Annotated in this window: 15 protein-coding genes, 1 rRNA gene and 2 riboswitches; of the genes, 12 read left to right on the top strand and 4 right to left on the bottom strand. The window is 53.0% G+C overall.

Features of this window, described 5'->3' with window-relative positions; genetic code table 11:
- The first annotated feature begins 114 nt into the window (after window positions 1–114).
- Window positions 115–528, top strand: a complete 414-nt coding sequence (locus B4113_RS21185) for a DUF4277 domain-containing protein (RefSeq protein ID WP_369802255.1) — start codon at window positions 115–117, stop codon at window positions 526–528.
- Window positions 529–772: 244 nt separating this feature from the next.
- Here B4113_RS21185 and B4113_RS10475 read toward each other — a convergent pair whose 3' ends face one another.
- Both B4113_RS10475 and B4113_RS10470 read right to left on the bottom strand, forming a co-directional pair.
- Entirely contained in the window at window positions 773–952 is a 180-nt protein-coding gene (locus B4113_RS10475; protein WP_033022711.1) for a YdiK family protein, read from the bottom strand.
- A complete protein-coding gene (locus tag B4113_RS10470) occupies window positions 949–1683 on the bottom strand; it encodes a CPBP family intramembrane glutamic endopeptidase (protein WP_033842599.1) in 735 nt (244 codons plus the stop codon). Before B4113_RS10470 ends, B4113_RS10475 begins: the two co-directional genes overlap by 4 nt.
- A 537-nt stretch (window positions 1684–2220) precedes the next feature.
- Between B4113_RS10470 and groES the strand changes: the two genes are divergently transcribed.
- Both groES and groL read left to right on the top strand, forming a co-directional pair.
- The gene (gene groES / locus B4113_RS10465) at window positions 2221–2505 is read left to right on the top strand and encodes a co-chaperone GroES (RefSeq protein ID WP_033022714.1); all 285 of its coding nucleotides are present in this window, start codon (window positions 2221–2223) and stop codon (window positions 2503–2505) included.
- Window positions 2506–2610: 105 nt separating this feature from the next.
- Window positions 2611–4230, top strand: a complete 1620-nt coding sequence (gene groL / locus B4113_RS10460; protein WP_033022716.1) for a chaperonin GroEL — start codon at window positions 2611–2613, stop codon at window positions 4228–4230.
- 75 nt (window positions 4231–4305) lie between these two features.
- Here groL and B4113_RS10455 read toward each other — a convergent pair whose 3' ends face one another.
- Window positions 4306–4728 (bottom strand): hypothetical protein, encoded by a 423-nt coding sequence (locus B4113_RS10455; RefSeq protein ID WP_033842596.1) that lies wholly within the window; start codon window positions 4726–4728, stop codon window positions 4306–4308.
- Window positions 4729–4936: 208 nt separating this feature from the next.
- On the opposite strand from B4113_RS10455, the gene fumC reads away from it, so the two are divergent.
- Both fumC and B4113_RS10445 read left to right on the top strand, forming a co-directional pair.
- Window positions 4937–6307, top strand: a complete 1371-nt coding sequence (fumC, locus tag B4113_RS10450) for a class II fumarate hydratase (RefSeq protein ID WP_033842595.1) — start codon at window positions 4937–4939, stop codon at window positions 6305–6307.
- Window positions 6308–6433: 126 nt separating this feature from the next.
- Window positions 6434–6625, top strand: a complete 192-nt coding sequence (locus B4113_RS10445; protein ID WP_033842594.1) for a hypothetical protein — start codon at window positions 6434–6436, stop codon at window positions 6623–6625.
- A 71-nt stretch (window positions 6626–6696) separates the two neighbouring features.
- On the opposite strand, the gene B4113_RS10440 is transcribed toward B4113_RS10445, so the two are convergent.
- Window positions 6697–7920 (bottom strand): Nramp family divalent metal transporter, encoded by a 1224-nt coding sequence (locus B4113_RS10440; RefSeq protein WP_033842593.1) that lies wholly within the window; start codon window positions 7918–7920, stop codon window positions 6697–6699.
- 129 nt (window positions 7921–8049) lie between these two features.
- Between B4113_RS10440 and B4113_RS10435 the strand changes: the two genes are divergently transcribed.
- The 7 genes from B4113_RS10435 to B4113_RS10405 all read left to right on the top strand — a co-directional run.
- Window positions 8050–9006: a MoxR family ATPase gene (locus tag B4113_RS10435; RefSeq protein WP_033842592.1), complete on the top strand. Its 957-nt coding sequence runs from the start codon at window positions 8050–8052 to the stop codon at window positions 9004–9006.
- Window positions 9007–9011: 5 nt separating this feature from the next.
- Entirely contained in the window at window positions 9012–10181 is a 1170-nt protein-coding gene (locus B4113_RS10430; RefSeq protein WP_033842591.1) for a DUF58 domain-containing protein, read from the top strand.
- Complete coding sequence (locus B4113_RS10425; RefSeq protein WP_033842590.1) at window positions 10178–12343, top strand: transglutaminase domain-containing protein; 2166 nt, start codon at window positions 10178–10180, stop codon at window positions 12341–12343. Before B4113_RS10430 ends, B4113_RS10425 begins: the two co-directional genes overlap by 4 nt.
- 41 nt (window positions 12344–12384) lie before the next feature.
- A riboswitch (purine riboswitch) is annotated at window positions 12385–12486 on the top strand.
- Window positions 12487–12549: 63 nt separating this feature from the next.
- Complete coding sequence (guaA, locus tag B4113_RS10420; RefSeq protein WP_033842589.1) at window positions 12550–14082, top strand: glutamine-hydrolyzing GMP synthase; 1533 nt, start codon at window positions 12550–12552, stop codon at window positions 14080–14082.
- A gap of 87 nt (window positions 14083–14169) precedes the next feature.
- A riboswitch (purine riboswitch) is annotated at window positions 14170–14271 on the top strand.
- 97 nt (window positions 14272–14368) lie between these two features.
- Complete coding sequence (locus B4113_RS10415; RefSeq protein WP_061912483.1) at window positions 14369–15694, top strand: NCS2 family permease; 1326 nt, start codon at window positions 14369–14371, stop codon at window positions 15692–15694.
- A 149-nt stretch (window positions 15695–15843) separates the two neighbouring features.
- Window positions 15844–16386 (top strand): GNAT family N-acetyltransferase, encoded by a 543-nt coding sequence (locus B4113_RS10410; protein ID WP_033842587.1) that lies wholly within the window; start codon window positions 15844–15846, stop codon window positions 16384–16386.
- A gap of 361 nt (window positions 16387–16747) precedes the next feature.
- Window positions 16748–16806: ribosomal RNA gene (locus B4113_RS10405) — 16S ribosomal RNA — on the top strand; the annotation flags it as partial.

Below are 16806 nucleotides of genomic sequence, written 5' to 3'. Positions count from 1 at the left end.
GTTCCCGTGAATCCGCAATGCCAAACTCGAGCCAGCGATATCGTCAAGCTAATCATTCTGGATATCTTGAGCGGCCAGCAAGCGCTCGTTCATTGGGAACAATGAGCGCATGACATCGATTGGCCGAGGCTGATTCGGCCAGGGCTGGATCCGTCTTGGTTCAACGACGATGCCATCGCGCGTCATTGGGATCGCCTGTATGAGGCGAATCTCCATCAAGTCCTTTCGTCTTGCCTCGTGCAGATCGACAAGAAAGAAGGCCTCTCTCTGTTGGCCTTGGCCATTTCCCTCGTCTTCCAGAGCCGGGTGCGTCCGTTCATCACCCCGGAACGCCCATTCAAGGGCGCAGGAGGCCGGAAACTGACCCGTCCGACCGGTCAGGCGATCTTTCAGTTGTTCCGGTATGTGAACGTCGCCCTACTGGAGTTGCCGGATGGGCGCATCCAACGCGCGTTAGGGAAACCGCTCACCCCTGATCAGCGAAGGATCCTGCAGGGATTGGGCATGGATAAGAGCATTGACGTGTAACGTCATACGGAACGACTAGCGATGGTAAAAAAAGGATTACCATCGCTCGTTGTGTTGGTCAAAATGGTATTCTAAAAAACGAAATAAAAAATCCTTTCTTTCTCCCCTGTTAGGGTGCGAAATGTGAGTTAAAATATAAATCCACTGCCTTCCTTAGAAAAACCCCCTCCATAGTAAACAGAGTAGTGGACTTTCTTTTTTCTGTCTACTATAAGGGGATCATATCACGTTTGGGGCACCTTCTTTATCGTTTCGGGGTAAAAAGCAGACGAAAGGCGGTTCCGAAATCAAAGGCCGCCAACGCCGCCAAGGCGATGGTCGAAACGTTCCAAATCGTTTCATGCGCGCTTTGGATCGCCAAATACGTAAACAGCAAACCTAGAAGGAAATAGGGCAATGAGAAGAGTCGAGGGTGGCGCGTCATAACCATACCCCCCAAATCGTCAGCGGCAATTCCGGCTGGCGCATCATTTTTTCCATTTCATCAGCCAGTAGCATCTGCACAACGACGACGAACGTGTTCATCGCCACATGGGCGAACATCGGCACGAAAATGCGGCCGGTTTTTGCATATAAAAAGGCGAACGTCAGACCGATCGCTGTATACAAAAGCAAATGCTCCAGCTCCATATGGGCGATGGCGAAAAGAAGCGAGCTTGCGAGCGCGGCCGGCCAAAAGCGGTATTTTTCATAAAGCGATCCAAAAATGATTTTGCGGAAAACGAGTTCTTCCAAAATCGGGCCGATGACCGAAGCGACAATGACTAGCAACGGTGTCAAGCGAATGATCTCAATGATTTGTCTTGTGTTCTCCGATCCTGGTTCAATGCCGAGCAGCCGCCATTCGATATTGACGGCGATGCTTTGAGCGACAAGCGCCAAAAACACGCCTAAAAATGCCCACATCCACGATGAAGCGAGCGGCATCTGCCGCATGTTTTGCTCAGGGCGGGCGCGGCGAAGCAGCCATAAAATAATGACAAACGCTGTCAAAAAGCTGATGACCGCCCAATATCCAGAAGCGATTTTTGTAGCTTCGCTGGGGGTTTCCGCGCTTGACCCGACGCCGAGGGCGCATAGAAGCGGCACGCCCGCAAAAGCGGACAGCTGCATGGCGATATAAGTGATCAGCACGTACCAGTCATGACGTTTCAAGTTTTCTAACCCCTTTATTCAAAATATATCCGTATTGTAGCATATGTTTGGCGAAATGATAAGAAAAGCGCGTTGGTTCAATCCAACGGCAAACGGGACAAAAAAACAGCCGCCGGGTGTTTATTGGCGCTGGAAATGTGCAATAATGAAAACGGATTTTGCGCCGCCGGCTTGAGAAGCTAGCCGTCGTCCCGCCCGGTTGCCCTTCAGCTGGCCGGCATGTTTCTGTCAGGCCGGAAGCGTGAAAACGAACGAGACCGCTTGTCGGTGGAACAATGCGCTGCTCGCGCGTTTCTGTCGCGCCGGAAGCAGCGGTTTTGGGCGAAATGCTGCCGGTTGGCGGAGGACGGTTGTTCTTTGTCGGTCTTCGGGGCGACCGATTGGCTCGTGTGGCGCCAAAAAGAAAAGCCACTATTTTTTTGAATTTCCTACTTGCAAAACGGAAAGAAGTTCATTAATATTATAAGTGTGTTAGCACTCAATAAAGATGAGTGCTAATAAGAACGGCGAAAACTATCGTTAAGGAGGTTGTTTCCCGTGTTGAAGCCATTAGGCGATCGCATTGTCATTGAAGTCGTGGAAACAGAAGAAAAAACGGCAAGCGGCATCGTGTTGCCGGATACGGCGAAAGAAAAGCCGCAAGAAGGCCGTGTTGTCGCCGTTGGTGCAGGCCGCGTGCTCGATAACGGCCAACGTGTTGCACCGGAAGTTGAAGTCGGCGACCGCATCATCTTCTCGAAATACGCGGGCACAGAAGTGAAATACGACGGCAAAGAGTACTTAATTTTGCGTGAAAGCGACATTTTGGCTGTCATTCGCTAATCTATGCGCCGATCAAATAAAACATACGTAAAACTCACTGAATACTTAACGTTCGCTTCATGCACGTGTTGCAATTTCATCCATATTGTAAGGAGGTAACGGGGTATGGCAAAACAAATCAAGTTCAGCGAAGAAGCGCGCCGTGCGATGTTGCGCGGGGTGGACAAACTCGCAGACGCCGTGAAAGTCACGTTAGGTCCGAAAGGCCGCAACGTCGTATTGGAGAAAAAATTTGGTTCGCCGCTCATCACGAATGACGGCGTCACGATCGCGAAAGAAATTGAACTCGAAGATCCGTTTGAAAACATGGGCGCGAAATTGGTCGCTGAAGTCGCCAGCAAAACGAACGACATCGCTGGGGACGGGACGACAACCGCTACCGTATTGGCGCAAGCGATGATCCGCGAAGGGCTGAAAAACGTGGCTGCTGGTGCGAACCCGATGGGCATCCGCCGCGGGATTGAAAAAGCGGTTGCGGTTGCCGTTGAAGAATTAAAAGCCATCTCCAAACCGATCAAAGGAAAAGAATCGATCGCCCAAGTTGCTGCGATTTCGGCTGCTGACGAAGAAGTCGGCCAATTGATCGCTGAAGCGATGGAACGCGTCGGCAACGACGGTGTCATCACGCTGGAAGAATCGAAAGGCTTCACGACGGAACTCGACGTTGTCGAAGGGATGCAATTCGACCGCGGTTACGTTTCGCCGTACATGATTACAGATACGGAAAAAATGGAAGCTGTTCTCGAAAATCCGTACATTTTGATTACGGACAAAAAAGTATCGAGCATCCAAGAGTTGCTGCCGGTTCTTGAACAAGTCGTTCAACATGGCCGTCCGCTCTTGATCATCGCCGAAGATGTCGAAGGCGAAGCGCTCGCGACGCTCGTTGTCAACAAACTGCGCGGCACGTTCAACGCTGTTGCCGTCAAAGCGCCTGGCTTCGGCGATCGCCGCAAAGCGATGCTCGAAGATATCGCGATTTTAACAGGCGGCGAAGTCATTTCGGAAGAGCTTGGCCGCGAACTGAAATCGACAACGATCGCTTCGCTTGGCCGTGCGTCGAAAGTAGTCGTAACGAAAGAAACGACGACGATTGTCGAAGGCGCTGGCGATTCGGAGCGCATCAAAGCGCGCATCAACCAAATCCGTGCGCAGCTTGAAGAAACAACGTCCGAATTCGACCGCGAAAAACTGCAAGAACGCTTGGCGAAATTGGCTGGCGGCGTAGCGGTCATCAAAGTGGGGGCGGCAACCGAAACAGAATTGAAAGAACGCAAACTGCGCATCGAAGACGCGCTCAACTCGACTCGTGCGGCGGTTGAAGAAGGCATTGTCGCCGGCGGTGGTACGGCGTTGATGAACATCTACAACAAAGTCGCGTCCATCGAGGCGGAAGGCGATGAAGCAACCGGCGTGAAAATCGTATTGCGCGCGATCGAAGAACCGGTTCGTCAAATCGCGCAAAACGCTGGTCTGGAAGGCTCGATCATCGTTGAGCGCCTGAAAAACGAAAAACCGGGCGTCGGCTTCAACGCTGCAACGGGCGAATGGGTCGACATGATCGAAGCTGGTATCGTTGACCCGACGAAAGTCACTCGCTCGGCGCTGCAAAACGCAGCTTCTGTCGCTGCGATGGTCTTGACGACCGAAGCGGTTGTCGCCGACAAACCGGAAGAAAACAAAGGCAACAATCCGGGCATGCCGGACATGGGCGGCATGATGTAATCAGCGCCTCCCATCCGTTGGAACACTGGGGTTTTCCCCGGTGTTCTTTTTGTTTTGACCATGAAAATGACCATGCTATGGAATGCGGATCAAGCACGCATAAATCGCCTCCCCCTCTTGCCAAGCAGCGTGAATGACGTAGATGTACGAACCTTGTTGTTTTGGCAGTGTGATCGTTCCATCTTGCACCGGCTGCCAGTCAACATCATCATCCTTCCATACGCCGGCTTCGAGTGTTGATGGGCGGTAGTCAAACTCGATGCGAAGTTTTGCCCCTGAAGCGGCGGGATGAGGCTTGAGTTCTCTGACGAGCAGCGGTGGGGCGGCGGCATCGGCAACAACTCCGCGCCGGCCTGTCGACCACGTGTAAGTCCCGAGCCGGTGGTCGACCGTTTCACCGTTGACGGTTAACGTTAATTCAGGCGGCTTGATATCACCGAATGAACAGCCGGAAAGCCATAGAAGCAAAATAAGAAGCGGGGCCCGTCGTTTCTTCATTGTCGAACCATTCCCCCTTTTTAAACATAGACGTTTTTTCCGCCGATTTGTTGCGTTGATCTGTCTCAAAATGGGAATAAAAATGTAATGGAGCTCTTCACTATGACATCCTTCCTTTTTATACCAACCGATTTTGTCTTTAAAAGTCAAGTATATCTTTTGGTGATAAACTTGTCATGGGGATGTCGAAACAAAGGAGGACAACGCAATGAATGAACGAATCGAACGCGACTCGCTCGGCGAGGTGAGGGTGCCGGCCGATAAATATTGGGGAGCGCAAACGGAGCGAAGCCTGCAAAACTTCCGGATCGGCAAGGAAACGATGCCGTTGGAACTCATTTATGCTTATGCCGAGCTGAAAAAAGCGGCAGCTATCGTCAACGAGCAAGCCGGGAAGCTGAGCGAAGCGAAAAGACGGGCGATTGTAGCGGCGTGCGACGAAATTTTGGCCGGTCAGTGGGATGCGCATTTTCCGCTTGTCGTTTGGCAGACGGGAAGCGGGACGCAGACGAATATGAACGTCAACGAAGTGGTGGCGAGACGGGCGAACGAGCTGCTCCGTGACGGCGAGGAGCGCATTCACCCGAACGATGACGTGAATATGTCACAAAGCTCCAATGATACGTTTCCAACGGTCATGCATATGGCGGTGTATGCGAAAATTCACACGCATTTGCTGCCGGCGCTGGATGGATTGATTGGCACGTTCGCAGCGAAGGAGCGGCAATATGCGAAGACGATCAAAATCGGGCGCACCCACTTGCAAGATGCAACGCCGCTCACATTCGGACAAGAGATTTCCGGGTGGCGGACGATGCTGGAGAAAAGCAAAATGATGATCAGCGAAGCGGCCGACAAGCTGCTCGATTTGGCGATCGGTGGCACGGCGGTCGGCACGGGGCTCAATGCGCCGCCAGCGTTTGGCGAACAAGTCGCCAAACAGCTGCACACCCAAACCGGCTACCCGTTCCGCTCTGCTGCCAACAAATTTCACGCGCTGACCAGCCATGACGAGATCGTTTATGTTCACGGGGCGTTGAAGGCGCTCGCCGCCGATCTGATGAAAATCGCGAACGATATTCGCTGGCTGGCGAGCGGACCGCGCTCCGGGCTCGGGGAGATCACGATTCCAGCCAATGAACCTGGGAGTTCCATCATGCCAGGCAAAGTGAATCCGACGCAAAGTGAAGCGATGACGATGGTGGCCGTGCAAGTGTTTGGCAATGATGCGGCAATTGGTTTTGCGGCAAGCCAAGGCCATTTTCAATTAAACGTGTTCAAACCGGTCATCGCCTATAACGCCATTCAGTCCGTCCAGCTGCTTGGCGATGCTATTCGCTCATTTGATGAGCGATGCGCCCAAGGGTTGGAGGCGAACGAAACGAAAATGAAAGAGTACGTGGACCGCTCGCTCATGCTCGTGACAGCGTTAAGCCCGCATATCGGCTATGACAAAGCCGCGGAAATCGCCAAGCTTGCGCACCGCGAAGGATTGACGCTGAAAGAAGCGGCCTTGAAAACCGGCTATGTGACAGCCGAGCAGTACGAAGAATGGGTAAGGCCGGAGAAGATGATTTAGTGGCCCAAAACGCTAGGAGCGAACAGGTGGCCAAAAAACGGGGCTGATCCAAAAGGTCGTCTGTCTTCAAGATCGACACAACTATACGAAACGTTGAGGCAGCGCGCCTAGGAGGCTGGTGATTTCGTGCAAAAACGACTGATTCCACTCGTTTCTCAATTAGAAAAACCCTGCAGAACCAGCTTTCTCTTCGGAATGAAAATGCCATCGATTGGTGTGCGACAGCGATTTTTCACCGTCCTCCTAGTAGTGGGGGACAAGGAGGCTCCGGTCTTTTGGGATACGGCGACGGAAGCGGCGTTCTTTTTTGTCTCATGAGGACGAGGGTGTTCCGTTTGAGACACCCTCGTTTTCCTTTGTGACAGCCTTCTCGCCAGCTCAGGTCAATGTTAGGCAAACAGGCGAATGAGCTCATTGATCGCCAAGGCGGCAAACAGCGCTAAGCATAAAGTGAGCAGCACGTTCGACAGCCAATGGTTTCGCCCTTCGTCCGGAAGCGCTTTTTTGGAGTTGAGCAAGTAAAGGAGCGTGACAGCCAAAAACGGCATAAACAGCGCCCCGAGCGCTCCATAGACGATAATGAGCCCGACCGGTTTGCCGATAAAATGCAAGAGCATCGGCGGGAACGTGAGCCAAAAGACGTAGAAACGAAACGCTTTTGTCTGGTTGAGCGACTCGGCGCCAACCGGCGTTTTCCGCATGTTGCGAACAAAATCGGCAAACAAATAGGAAACGCCGTTCCAAACGCCGATGACGGATGTAAACGACGCCGACCAAAAGCCGAGCAAAAAGAGCCAACGAGCAGCTGGATGCAGCTCATTGCCCATGATCGAAGCGAACGAGACAAGCCCTTGTTCGCCGCTGATCGACGTATTAGTTCCGTAAAGAAGCGCGGCGCCCAAAATAAGAAGCGACAATGTAAAAAGCGCTGTCACGATATAGGCGATGGCGGAATCGTAACGCATCGGCGATACGTAGGCGCGGCCTTTCCATCCGTTTTCCTGCAGCCAATAGCCGTACGACGCCATCGTAATCGAACCGCCGACGCCGCCGATTAGCCCGAGAGCATACAAGAGCGAGCCTTTGGGCAAATGGGGAACGGCGGTTTGCCAAAGATCGTCCAGCTGCGGCAATACAAGGAGCGCCGAGCCGACCACCGTGACAAACATTAGTCCGACGAGCACATTCATCACCCGTTCGAACAGCTGAAACCGTCCTGACCACGTGATGGCAAAACCGGCGAGGCCATGAATGACCGCCCACACCCAAAGCGGGATCGAGGGGATCATTGCCGACATCGCCAGCGCGCACGATGAGGTGCCCGCCGCTCCGTAAACAAATCCCCAAATGATCGCATACACCCCGAAGTAGACGGACGCCCATTTCCCCATCGACTGCCAGCCTTCGAAAATCGTTTTTCCGCTTAATAAATGCCAGCGTCCGACTCCTTCGTTCAGCACAAATTTGAACAAGGCCCCGACGATAATCGCCCACATGAAAATAAGGCCGTAGTTTGTGCCGGCGACAAGGGCGGCGACCAAGTCTCCGGCGCCGACTCCGGTGGCGGCGACGATCAACCCAGGGCCGATCATCGTCCATTTTGATTTCCTCATTTTTCTCCTCCCCCTTTGTTGCAAATCGATTCCAAAAGTTCGGTATATTCGATATCATATTAATAGTATAAACGAGATATTGTCTACCGCTAAAAGACCCATTTATCACCATAAAAGGAGCTTGATGTCATGACGATGAACGAACCGTTGCTTCCCGCCATCGAACAAGTGGTTCGCAATGTCGAACAAGTCATTGTTGGAAAACGCCAAGTGATTGTGCTCAGTTTAACAGCGCTGTTGGCCAAGGGGCACGTATTGCTTGAAGACGTGCCCGGCGTCGGCAAAACGATGCTCGTGCGCGCGCTGGCGAAATCATTTCAAGCTGAGTTGAAACGGGTTCAGTTTACGCCGGACTTGTTGCCGAGCGATGTGATTGGTGTTTCGGTCTATAACCCGAAAGAGCGGCAGTTTGAGTACAAACCCGGGCCGATCGTCGCCCATATTGTGCTCGCTGATGAGATCAACCGGACGTCGCCGAAAACGCAGTCAGCGCTTCTTGAGGCCATGGAAGAAGGGAGCGTGACGGTCGATGGCATCACGAGGGCGCTGCCGCAACCGTTTTTTGTCATGGCGACGCAAAACCCGATTGAATACGAAGGAACGTATCCGCTTCCGGAAGCGCAGTTGGACCGGTTTTTGCTCAAGCTGCAAATGGGCTATCCGTCTGCTGATGAGGAAATCGAGCTGTTGCATCGGCTGGAAAAAATGAAGCCGTTGGAAGAGATCGGACCGGTGATGACGCTCGACGAATTGCGAGCTTTGCAGCAGAAGGTAGCCGATGTGTATGTCAGCGATACGGTGAAGCGCTATATCGTCGAGCTGGTCCGGCAAAGCCGGGCGCATGAAGCCGTGTATTTAGGCGTCAGCCCGCGTGGGTCGGTCGCCTTGATGAAAGCGGCGCAGGCCTACGCGCTCATTCATGGCCGCGATTTTGTCATCCCTGATGACATACAGCAGCTTGCTCCTTATGTGCTCGCCCATCGTCTGCTCGTTCGTCCGGAAGCGAAATGGGACAAGCTTGATGCGAAAACGATCCTTTCCGAGCTGATGGCCCGCACGCCGGTGCCGGTGCAAGGACGGCGGTGAACGGGATGAAGCGAACGGGGAGGAGAACGTGGCGGCCCTTGTTGGGCGTGGGGATCTTAACTGCGGTTTTGTTTTCCTACGCCATGTTTCAAGGGGGCTTTGTCAGCTGGTTTTTGTTTTATAGCTTTTTGCCGTTTGGGTTGCATGCGTTGACGGTGGCTCTGTACCCGCTCCGGCGCGCGGCGGTGAGCCGGACGGTGCCGGCGCGGCGCTATTACGCAGGAGAAGCGATTCCGGTTGCCGTTCGGGTTGAGCTGCCGTGGCCGTTTCCCATGGCCGCGGTCGCGGTCGGTGAGGAACGAGAGGGGAAAGGTGGGGGTGCCGTCGTTTCTTGGGTGTTTCGGCGCCGTCTTTCTTGCCGATGGACGCTTATGTTGCCCCGCGGCCGCCATCAATTGGAAACGGTGCGGCTGGAAGTGAGCGATATGTTTGGTTGGGGGAAGCGGGCGGAATCGTTCTCGGCTCCGTGCACGGTCATCGTCTATCCTCGCTATGTGGAGTGGCCGGCGAGCATGGTGCGTGAGTGGTTTTCCCATGGAAACGCGGCCCGGACGTTTGCCTATCGGCGCGACCTAGCGGTGGCGGTCGGGGCTCGCGAATACGCGCCGGGCGATAAAATGTCCTGGGTGCACTGGAAGGCGTCAGCGCGCAAGAACGAGTTGATGACAAAAGAATTTGATGAGCAGCGCAACGACGATTGGTTCGTTGTCTTGGACGGCGGCCCATCACCTTCGTTCGAGGAGCTGGTCACGCTGGCCGCTTCTGTAGCGAAAGCGTTGTTGGATGCGGGAGCTCCGGTTGGGCTGCTTGTGGCGGGGAAAGAGCGCTCGTCCTTAGCGCCGCGGCGTCATGAGGAACAGTGGCAGGCGCTTCTTCTCCGCTTGGCGGAAGTGAAGGCGGCCCGCGAAGGGGGAATGGAGGCACTGCTTGTTGACGAAACGAATTGGAAAACGGCGGCCGGATGCATTTTTGTGACGTCTGCCTTGTCTTCCGCGCTGGTGCCGCCGTTGCGCGCGCTGGCGATGAAGCGCCGCGTCATTTTATATGTTGTGACGGGCGAACGGAGAGAGGAACAAAGGCGTTGGGAAGAAGAGCTTCGCCGCAGCGGTGTGCATGTCTCCGTCATTGCCCCTGACATGTTGCAAACGGTTCGGCAAGGAGGGGAGTTTCAATGAAGAAGGGGGTAGCTCGGCTGTTCTCTTCGTTTTTGCCTGCCTTGTTTGCGGCTTGGCTGCTCACCGAATGGCTTTGGCCGTTGGACGATGTGACGGATACCGGGCATATCGGTTTGTTTGTCTCGTTTGTCTTCCTTTGCTTTGCCGGCTATTGGGTTCGTCTCCCGGCGTGGCTTGCATTTCTTGGGAAAGGTGTTTATATCGGATGGGCGCTCTCCCGTTTATCTTCGTCTCACTCCATCGCCGCTTTGCCTTCGGCGCTTTGGCGGGATTGCCTCAACTGGCTGTGGGGCGATCGGTCTTCCATGCCGAGCGATACCGTGCGCACGTTTGTCTTTTTTCTTCTGCTATGGCTCGCTTCGGCCGCTTTTCATTGGCTCATCGGGAAACGGCAGCAGTGGTTGATTCCGTATGCGTTGACCGTTACGTATATTGCCGTCCTTGATACGTTTTTCCCATATAACGGCGATCAGGCGATCGTTCGTCTTGTCGGGCTCGGTTTTTTTGCCTTTGTGTGGCTGCATGGCGAACGGATGCGGGCAAACGGCGCTTTATTTTCTATCGGAAGGTGGCGGACAGCCGCCCTGTTCGTTCCGGCGTTGGCGCTGGCGGCAGGATATGCAGGCCCCAAACTCCCGCCGCAATGGCCCGATCCGGTGGCGTTTATCCGCAGCGCTCATGCCGTGCCGGAGCCGAGCGATGATGAGCCGGCTTCTTCTGCCGTAGCCAAAGTCGGGTATGGACAAAATGATTCCCGCCTCGGCGGACCGTTCCTTGCCGATGATACGCTCGTATTCACAGCGAAAGATCGAGGTCTTCATTATTGGCGCGTCGAGACGAAAGACGTTTACACCGGCAAGGGGTGGGAGGAGTTTCAGAGCGAACAAGTTTACTCGTTTGCCAATGGAGAGACGATCAAACATGAATGGTGGAGCCCGCGAGTCGAAACGGTGGAGCAAACCGCGGAAATCCACCTTCATCAAGGAGGATTTCATCTCGTTTATCCGCTTGGTTTGCGGCAAGTGAGGACGGCCACTCCGGTCGTTTATCGCATGAAGTTGGCGACAGAGAAAATTGAGGCGACCGACGACCGAGCCAACGCGGTTCCTATGAAACAGTATGTTGTCACGTATGGGGAGCCGGATTTTCCGATTGCCGCCCTGCGCGCTGCTCCCCCGGTCCAAGACCGGTCTTTGTTGAAACGATATACGCAGCTGCCGAAAACTTTGCCGCAGCGGGTGCGCGACTTGGCCAAACAAATTACGGCCGGAGAAAAAACAGCCTATGATCAAGTCAAAGCCATCGAGCAATATTTTCAGCAGAGCGGATATGTATATGAGACGAAAAATGTGGCCGTGCCGGGGGAAAACGAAGATTATGTCGACCAATTTTTGTTTGAAACGAAACAAGGGTATTGCGACAACTTTTCCACTTCGATGGTGGTCCTCGTGCGCACGCTCGGCATCCCCGCCCGTTGGGTGAAAGGCTATGTATCGGGACGGTTGGTTGGGGAGCAAAACGGCGATTTTCTTTACGAAGTGCGCAACAATGACGCGCATTCGTGGGTGGAAGTGTATTTTGAAGGCGTCGGTTGGGTGCCGTTTGAGCCGACGCGGGGGGTTGTCAATCCTTACGCGTTTTCCCTTGATGCTTCCGAGGAGAATGACCTTGCGGCGCCTGAGCAACAACCGGAAGAGCAGGATCGAACGAACCTCCCGCAGCCGCCGTCGGAGCCGTTTTCTGCCGCGAACCAAGACGGCCATTGGTGGGAGCGGCTCGTTGACTTCTGGTCATGGAAGACGGGGGTGGTGGTGGCGGCCGCGCTGGTGGCAGCGGCTGGCGCGATTTATGCGACAAGACGGAAATGGTGGCCGCGCCTGACCCTTGTTCGCTTTCAGCGCCGAAAAGCGGACGGAAGCGACTGGCTGATTTCAGCGTATGCGGCGCTTTTACGCCATTTGCACGATTACGGGCTGAAGCGGCGGCCGCAGGAAACGCTGCGCCAGTATGCGAAGGAGGTCGATCGTTTGTTTGAAACGGATGAAATGAACCGGTTGACTAGGCTATATGAATGTGTGGTGTACGGAACCGGTCTCCCGGACAGAGACGTTCGCGAAGCTGTTCAATTGTGGGAAAATTTAATAAAAAGGACGATCTCTTGACCGCATGCCGGCAAGTTGATAGAATGAATTCAAATTTGCACACGGACAAACGAAAAGCCCTTCATATAAGCGCAGGAATACGGCTTGCGCGTCTCTACCGGGCCGCCGTAAACGGCCCGACTATGAAGGCAGAAGACGCTGCTATTCTGCCTTCATCCATGTTCTCGGCCAAGGGCGGCGTTATTTTTTTGATGAGGTGGAACGATATGAATCAAGAAATGATCGTTGTCTTGGACTTTGGCAGTCAATACAACCAGCTGATCACTCGCCGCATCCGCGAATTTGGCGTCTATAGCGAACTGCACCCGCACACGATCCGCGCTGAGGACATCCGGGCGCTGAACGCCAAAGGAATCATTTTTTCCGGCGGGCCGAACAGCGTGTATGATGAGCAAGCGTTTCGGTGCGATCCGGCGATTTTTGAGCTGGGCTTGCCGATTTTAGGAATTTGTTACGGGATGCAGCTGATGGCCCATCATTTGGGAGGGAAGGTGGAAAAAGCGGCGCACCGTGAATACGGCAAAGCGCTCATCCAAGTGAAAAACGATTCTTTGCTTTTTCATGGGTTGCCGGACGAGCAAGTCGTTTGGATGAGCCATGGCGATTTGGTGACCGCTCCGCCTAGCGGCTTTGTTGTTGATGCGACGAGCCCTTCGTGCCCGATCGCCGCGATGAGTGACGAACGGCGAAAATGGTACGGCGTACAATTCCATCCCGAAGTGCGCCACTCGGTATACGGCAATGATTTATTGAAGAACTTTGTCTTTGAGGTATGCGGCTGCCGGGGCGATTGGACGATGGAAAACTTTATTGATGAGCAGGTGCGCCGCATTCGCAAACAAGTCGGCGGGAAAAAAGTGTTGTGCGCTTTAAGCGGCGGGGTCGATTCATCGGTCGCCGCGGTGTTGGTGCATCGCGCTATCGGTGATCAGCTCACATGCATTTTTGTGGATCACGGCCTTCTTCGCAAAGGCGAAGCGGAAAGCGTCATGAAAACGTTCCGTGAGCAGTTTCACATGAACGTCATCAAAGTCGATGCAAAGGAGCGCTTCCTAGCGAAGCTCAAAGGGGTCTCTGACCCGGAACAAAAGCGGAAAATCATCGGCAATGAATTTATTTATGTGTTTGACGATGAAGCGGCTAAGCTTGAGGGCATTGAATTTTTAGTGCAAGGCACGCTTTATACGGACATTATTGAAAGCGGAACGGCGACGGCGCAAACGATCAAATCGCACCATAACGTCGGCGGCTTGCCGGAAGAGATGAAATTCGAACTGATCGAGCCGCTCAATATGCTGTTTAAAGATGAAGTGCGCGCACTGGGCACTCAATTGGGGATTCCGGACGAGATCGTCTGGCGCCAGCCGTTCCCGGGGCCGGGGCTCGGCATCCGTGTGCTCGGTGAAGTGACGGAAGAAAAATTGGAAATTGTCCGTGAATCGGATGCCATTTTGCGGGAAGAAGTAAAAAAAGCCGGATTAGACCGCGAAATCTGGCAGTACTTTACAGTTCTCCCTGACATCCGCAGCGTCGGAGTGATGGGGGATGCCCGCACGTACGATTATACGGTGGCCATCCGCGCGGTGACCTCGATCGACGGGATGACCGCCGATTGGGCGCGCATTCCGTGGGATGTGCTCGAGCGCATTTCGACGCGCATCGTCAATGAAGTACCTCACGTCAACCGCGTCGTCTACGATATTACAAGCAAGCCTCCGGCAACGATCGAGTGGGAATAAAAACGAACAAAAGACGAACATTTCCTAAGGAATGTTCGTCTTTTCCTTGACAGCTGCTCTTTAGGCTGATACAATAGCCGTGGAATCATGAATATGGTCGAATTCCGTCGTATAATCCTGGGAATATGGCTCGGGAGTTTCTACCAAGCTACCGTAAATAGCTTGACTACGAGGGATGCGGGATAGGAGAGCGCTTGTTTTGTCCTCTCTCTGTTCGTCATTCCTTCCTAGTCAACGCTTCTGGTAGCGGCAGAAGCGTTTTTATTTTTTGTAGGGGGGACAAACTGTGAGAAAGTATTTTCAATTCGATGAGCTCGGCACGAACTATCGGACAGAGATCATCGCCGGGCTGACGACATTTTTGTCGATGGCGTACATCTTGTTCGTCAACCCGCTTACCCTGTCGCTCGGCGCGGTGAAGGATTTTCCGGATGAATTGCGGATTGACCAAGGAGCGGTATTTGTCGCCACCGCTTTGGCCGCGGCGTACGGATCGATTTTGATGGGGGTGTTGGCTCGCTATCCGATCGCTTTGGCGCCCGGGGTGGGATTGAGTGCCTTTTTCGCCTTCACCGTTGTCCTGCATATGGGGATTCCTTGGCAGACAGCGCTTGCCGGAGTTTTCGTCTCTGGGATCATTTTTACGATTTTAACGCTGACGGGTGTTCGGGAGAAAATTATTGATGCCATCCCGGTTGAGTTGAAGTACGCTGTCGGTGCCGGGATCGGGCTGTTCATCACATTCATCGGCCTGCAAAACGCTGGAATTATTGTCGATAACAAAGCGACGCTCGTCGGATTAAGTTCGTTGAAAGATGGCAATGCACTGTTGGCCATTTTTGGATTGTTCATCACCATTGTTTTTATGGTAAGAAAAGTAAATGGCGGCGTCTTTTACGGCATGGTCATTACCGCAATTGTCGGCATGATTTTCGGTTTGATTAAAGTGCCGCATCAAATTGTCGGCGCTATTCCGGACATTTCTCCAACCTTCGGCGTCGCGATCAAACATTTGCCGGACATTTTTTCATGGAAAATCCTCGGTGTTGTCTTGACGTTCTTTATCGTTGACTTTTTCGATGCGACTGGCACGCTCTTGGCGGTCGCCAACCAAGCCGGGTTGTTGAAAAACAATAAGCTGCCGCGCGCCGGCAAAGCGCTGCTCGTTGACGCGACGGCCGTCATGGTCGGAGCGGTGTTTGGCACATCGACGACGACGTCGTACATCGAATCGTCGGCCGGCGTCGCCGCTGGAGGGCGCTCCGGGTTTTCGGCGGTCGTGACGGGGATGTTGTTCTTGCTTGCTTTGTTCTTCTCGCCGCTGTTAAGCGTTATTACCGCGCCAGTTACGACGCCAGCGCTCATCATCGTAGGGGTATTGATGGCTTCATCGATCGGTGAAATCGATTGGAAGAAGTTTGAGGTAGCTGTACCGGCGTTTTTTACATTGATTACGATGCCGCTTTCCTACAGCATCGCCACCGGCATCGCCGTCGGCTTCATTTTCTATCCGATCACGATGATTTTGAAAGGCCGCGGCAAAGAAGTGCATCCATTATTGTATGTACTGTTTGTCATTTTTATCTGTTATTTCATCTTCTTGCGCCAATAGGAAAAAGAGAACAGGGCTGTTCCTAGGATGAGTTTGATCATCTTGAGAACAGTCTTTTTTTGTATCTTATGTGCATAAATTTTTTCGCATGAGGGGTCGGATGATCTCAATTATGGTATAATGGTCAAAAAGTTGGAGGGGAGTCATTGATGTTTATCCGTTATGTGGAGAAAGATGTATGGTTCAAGTTGTTGACGATGGAAGACGCGAAGCCGCTTTTTGCATTGGTTGATTCGTGCCGCGCGCACCTCCGTCAATGGCTTCCGTGGGTTGATTCCACCAATACGGTGGAGGATTCGAAGGCGTTCATTTCTCAAGGACTGCAAAAGTTTGCCTCGAGTAATGGATTTGAGGCAGGGATTTTTTATCAAGGACAATTAGCCGGTGTAATTGGTGTCCATTACATCGACCGGGCGAACAGAAAGGCGAGCATCGGCTATTGGCTTGGTGAGTCGTTTCAAGGAAACGGATTGATGACGAAAGCATGCAAAGCTTGTATTGACGATTTGTTCGCTGAGCAAGGAGTGAATCGAGTTGAAATCCGGTGCGCGGTAGGAAATCAGCGGAGCAGGGCAATCCCGGAACGACTAGGTTTTGTGATGGAAGGAACAATTCGTGATGCAGAGTGGCTTTACGACCACTTTGTCGATCATGTTGTGTACGGAATGTTAGTGAGAGAGTGGAAGAGATAAAGCAAAATAGTGTTAATTGGAAAGAAAAAACTTTATATAAGCAATTGACATATTAACATAGAGGTGCTATATTAATAAAGCCGCTTTGATGCGGCAAAAAAGATAAAAAACATGTTGACAAAAACAAAAAGAAATGATATATTATAAGAGTCGCTTTTGAGGAGACAAACTCCTCGAGCGAAGCAATGAACGATCAATTTGTTCCTTGAAAACTGAACGAAACGAAGCGCAACGAAAAGCGGAGGCCGCTTGCCTATCGGCGAAACGCGCTGGAGGGCCTGCGAGGAGGCTATCGCCGCCGCAGCAGGGCCGAAGCGTCGCGAGCCGATAGCGGCCGAAGCTTGCAAAGCCAATCCACTTTCTTTTGGAGAGTTTGATCCTGGCTCAGGACGAACGCTGGCGGCGTGCCTAATACATGCA

Origin of the sequence: Geobacillus sp. B4113_201601 (assembly GCF_001587475.1) — a bacterium.
In the GTDB taxonomy this organism is placed as follows: domain Bacteria; phylum Bacillota; class Bacilli; order Bacillales; family Anoxybacillaceae; genus Geobacillus; species Geobacillus icigianus.
Note: the sequence above shows the minus strand (reverse complement) of the source record. Positions and strands in the feature narration are given on the sequence as shown.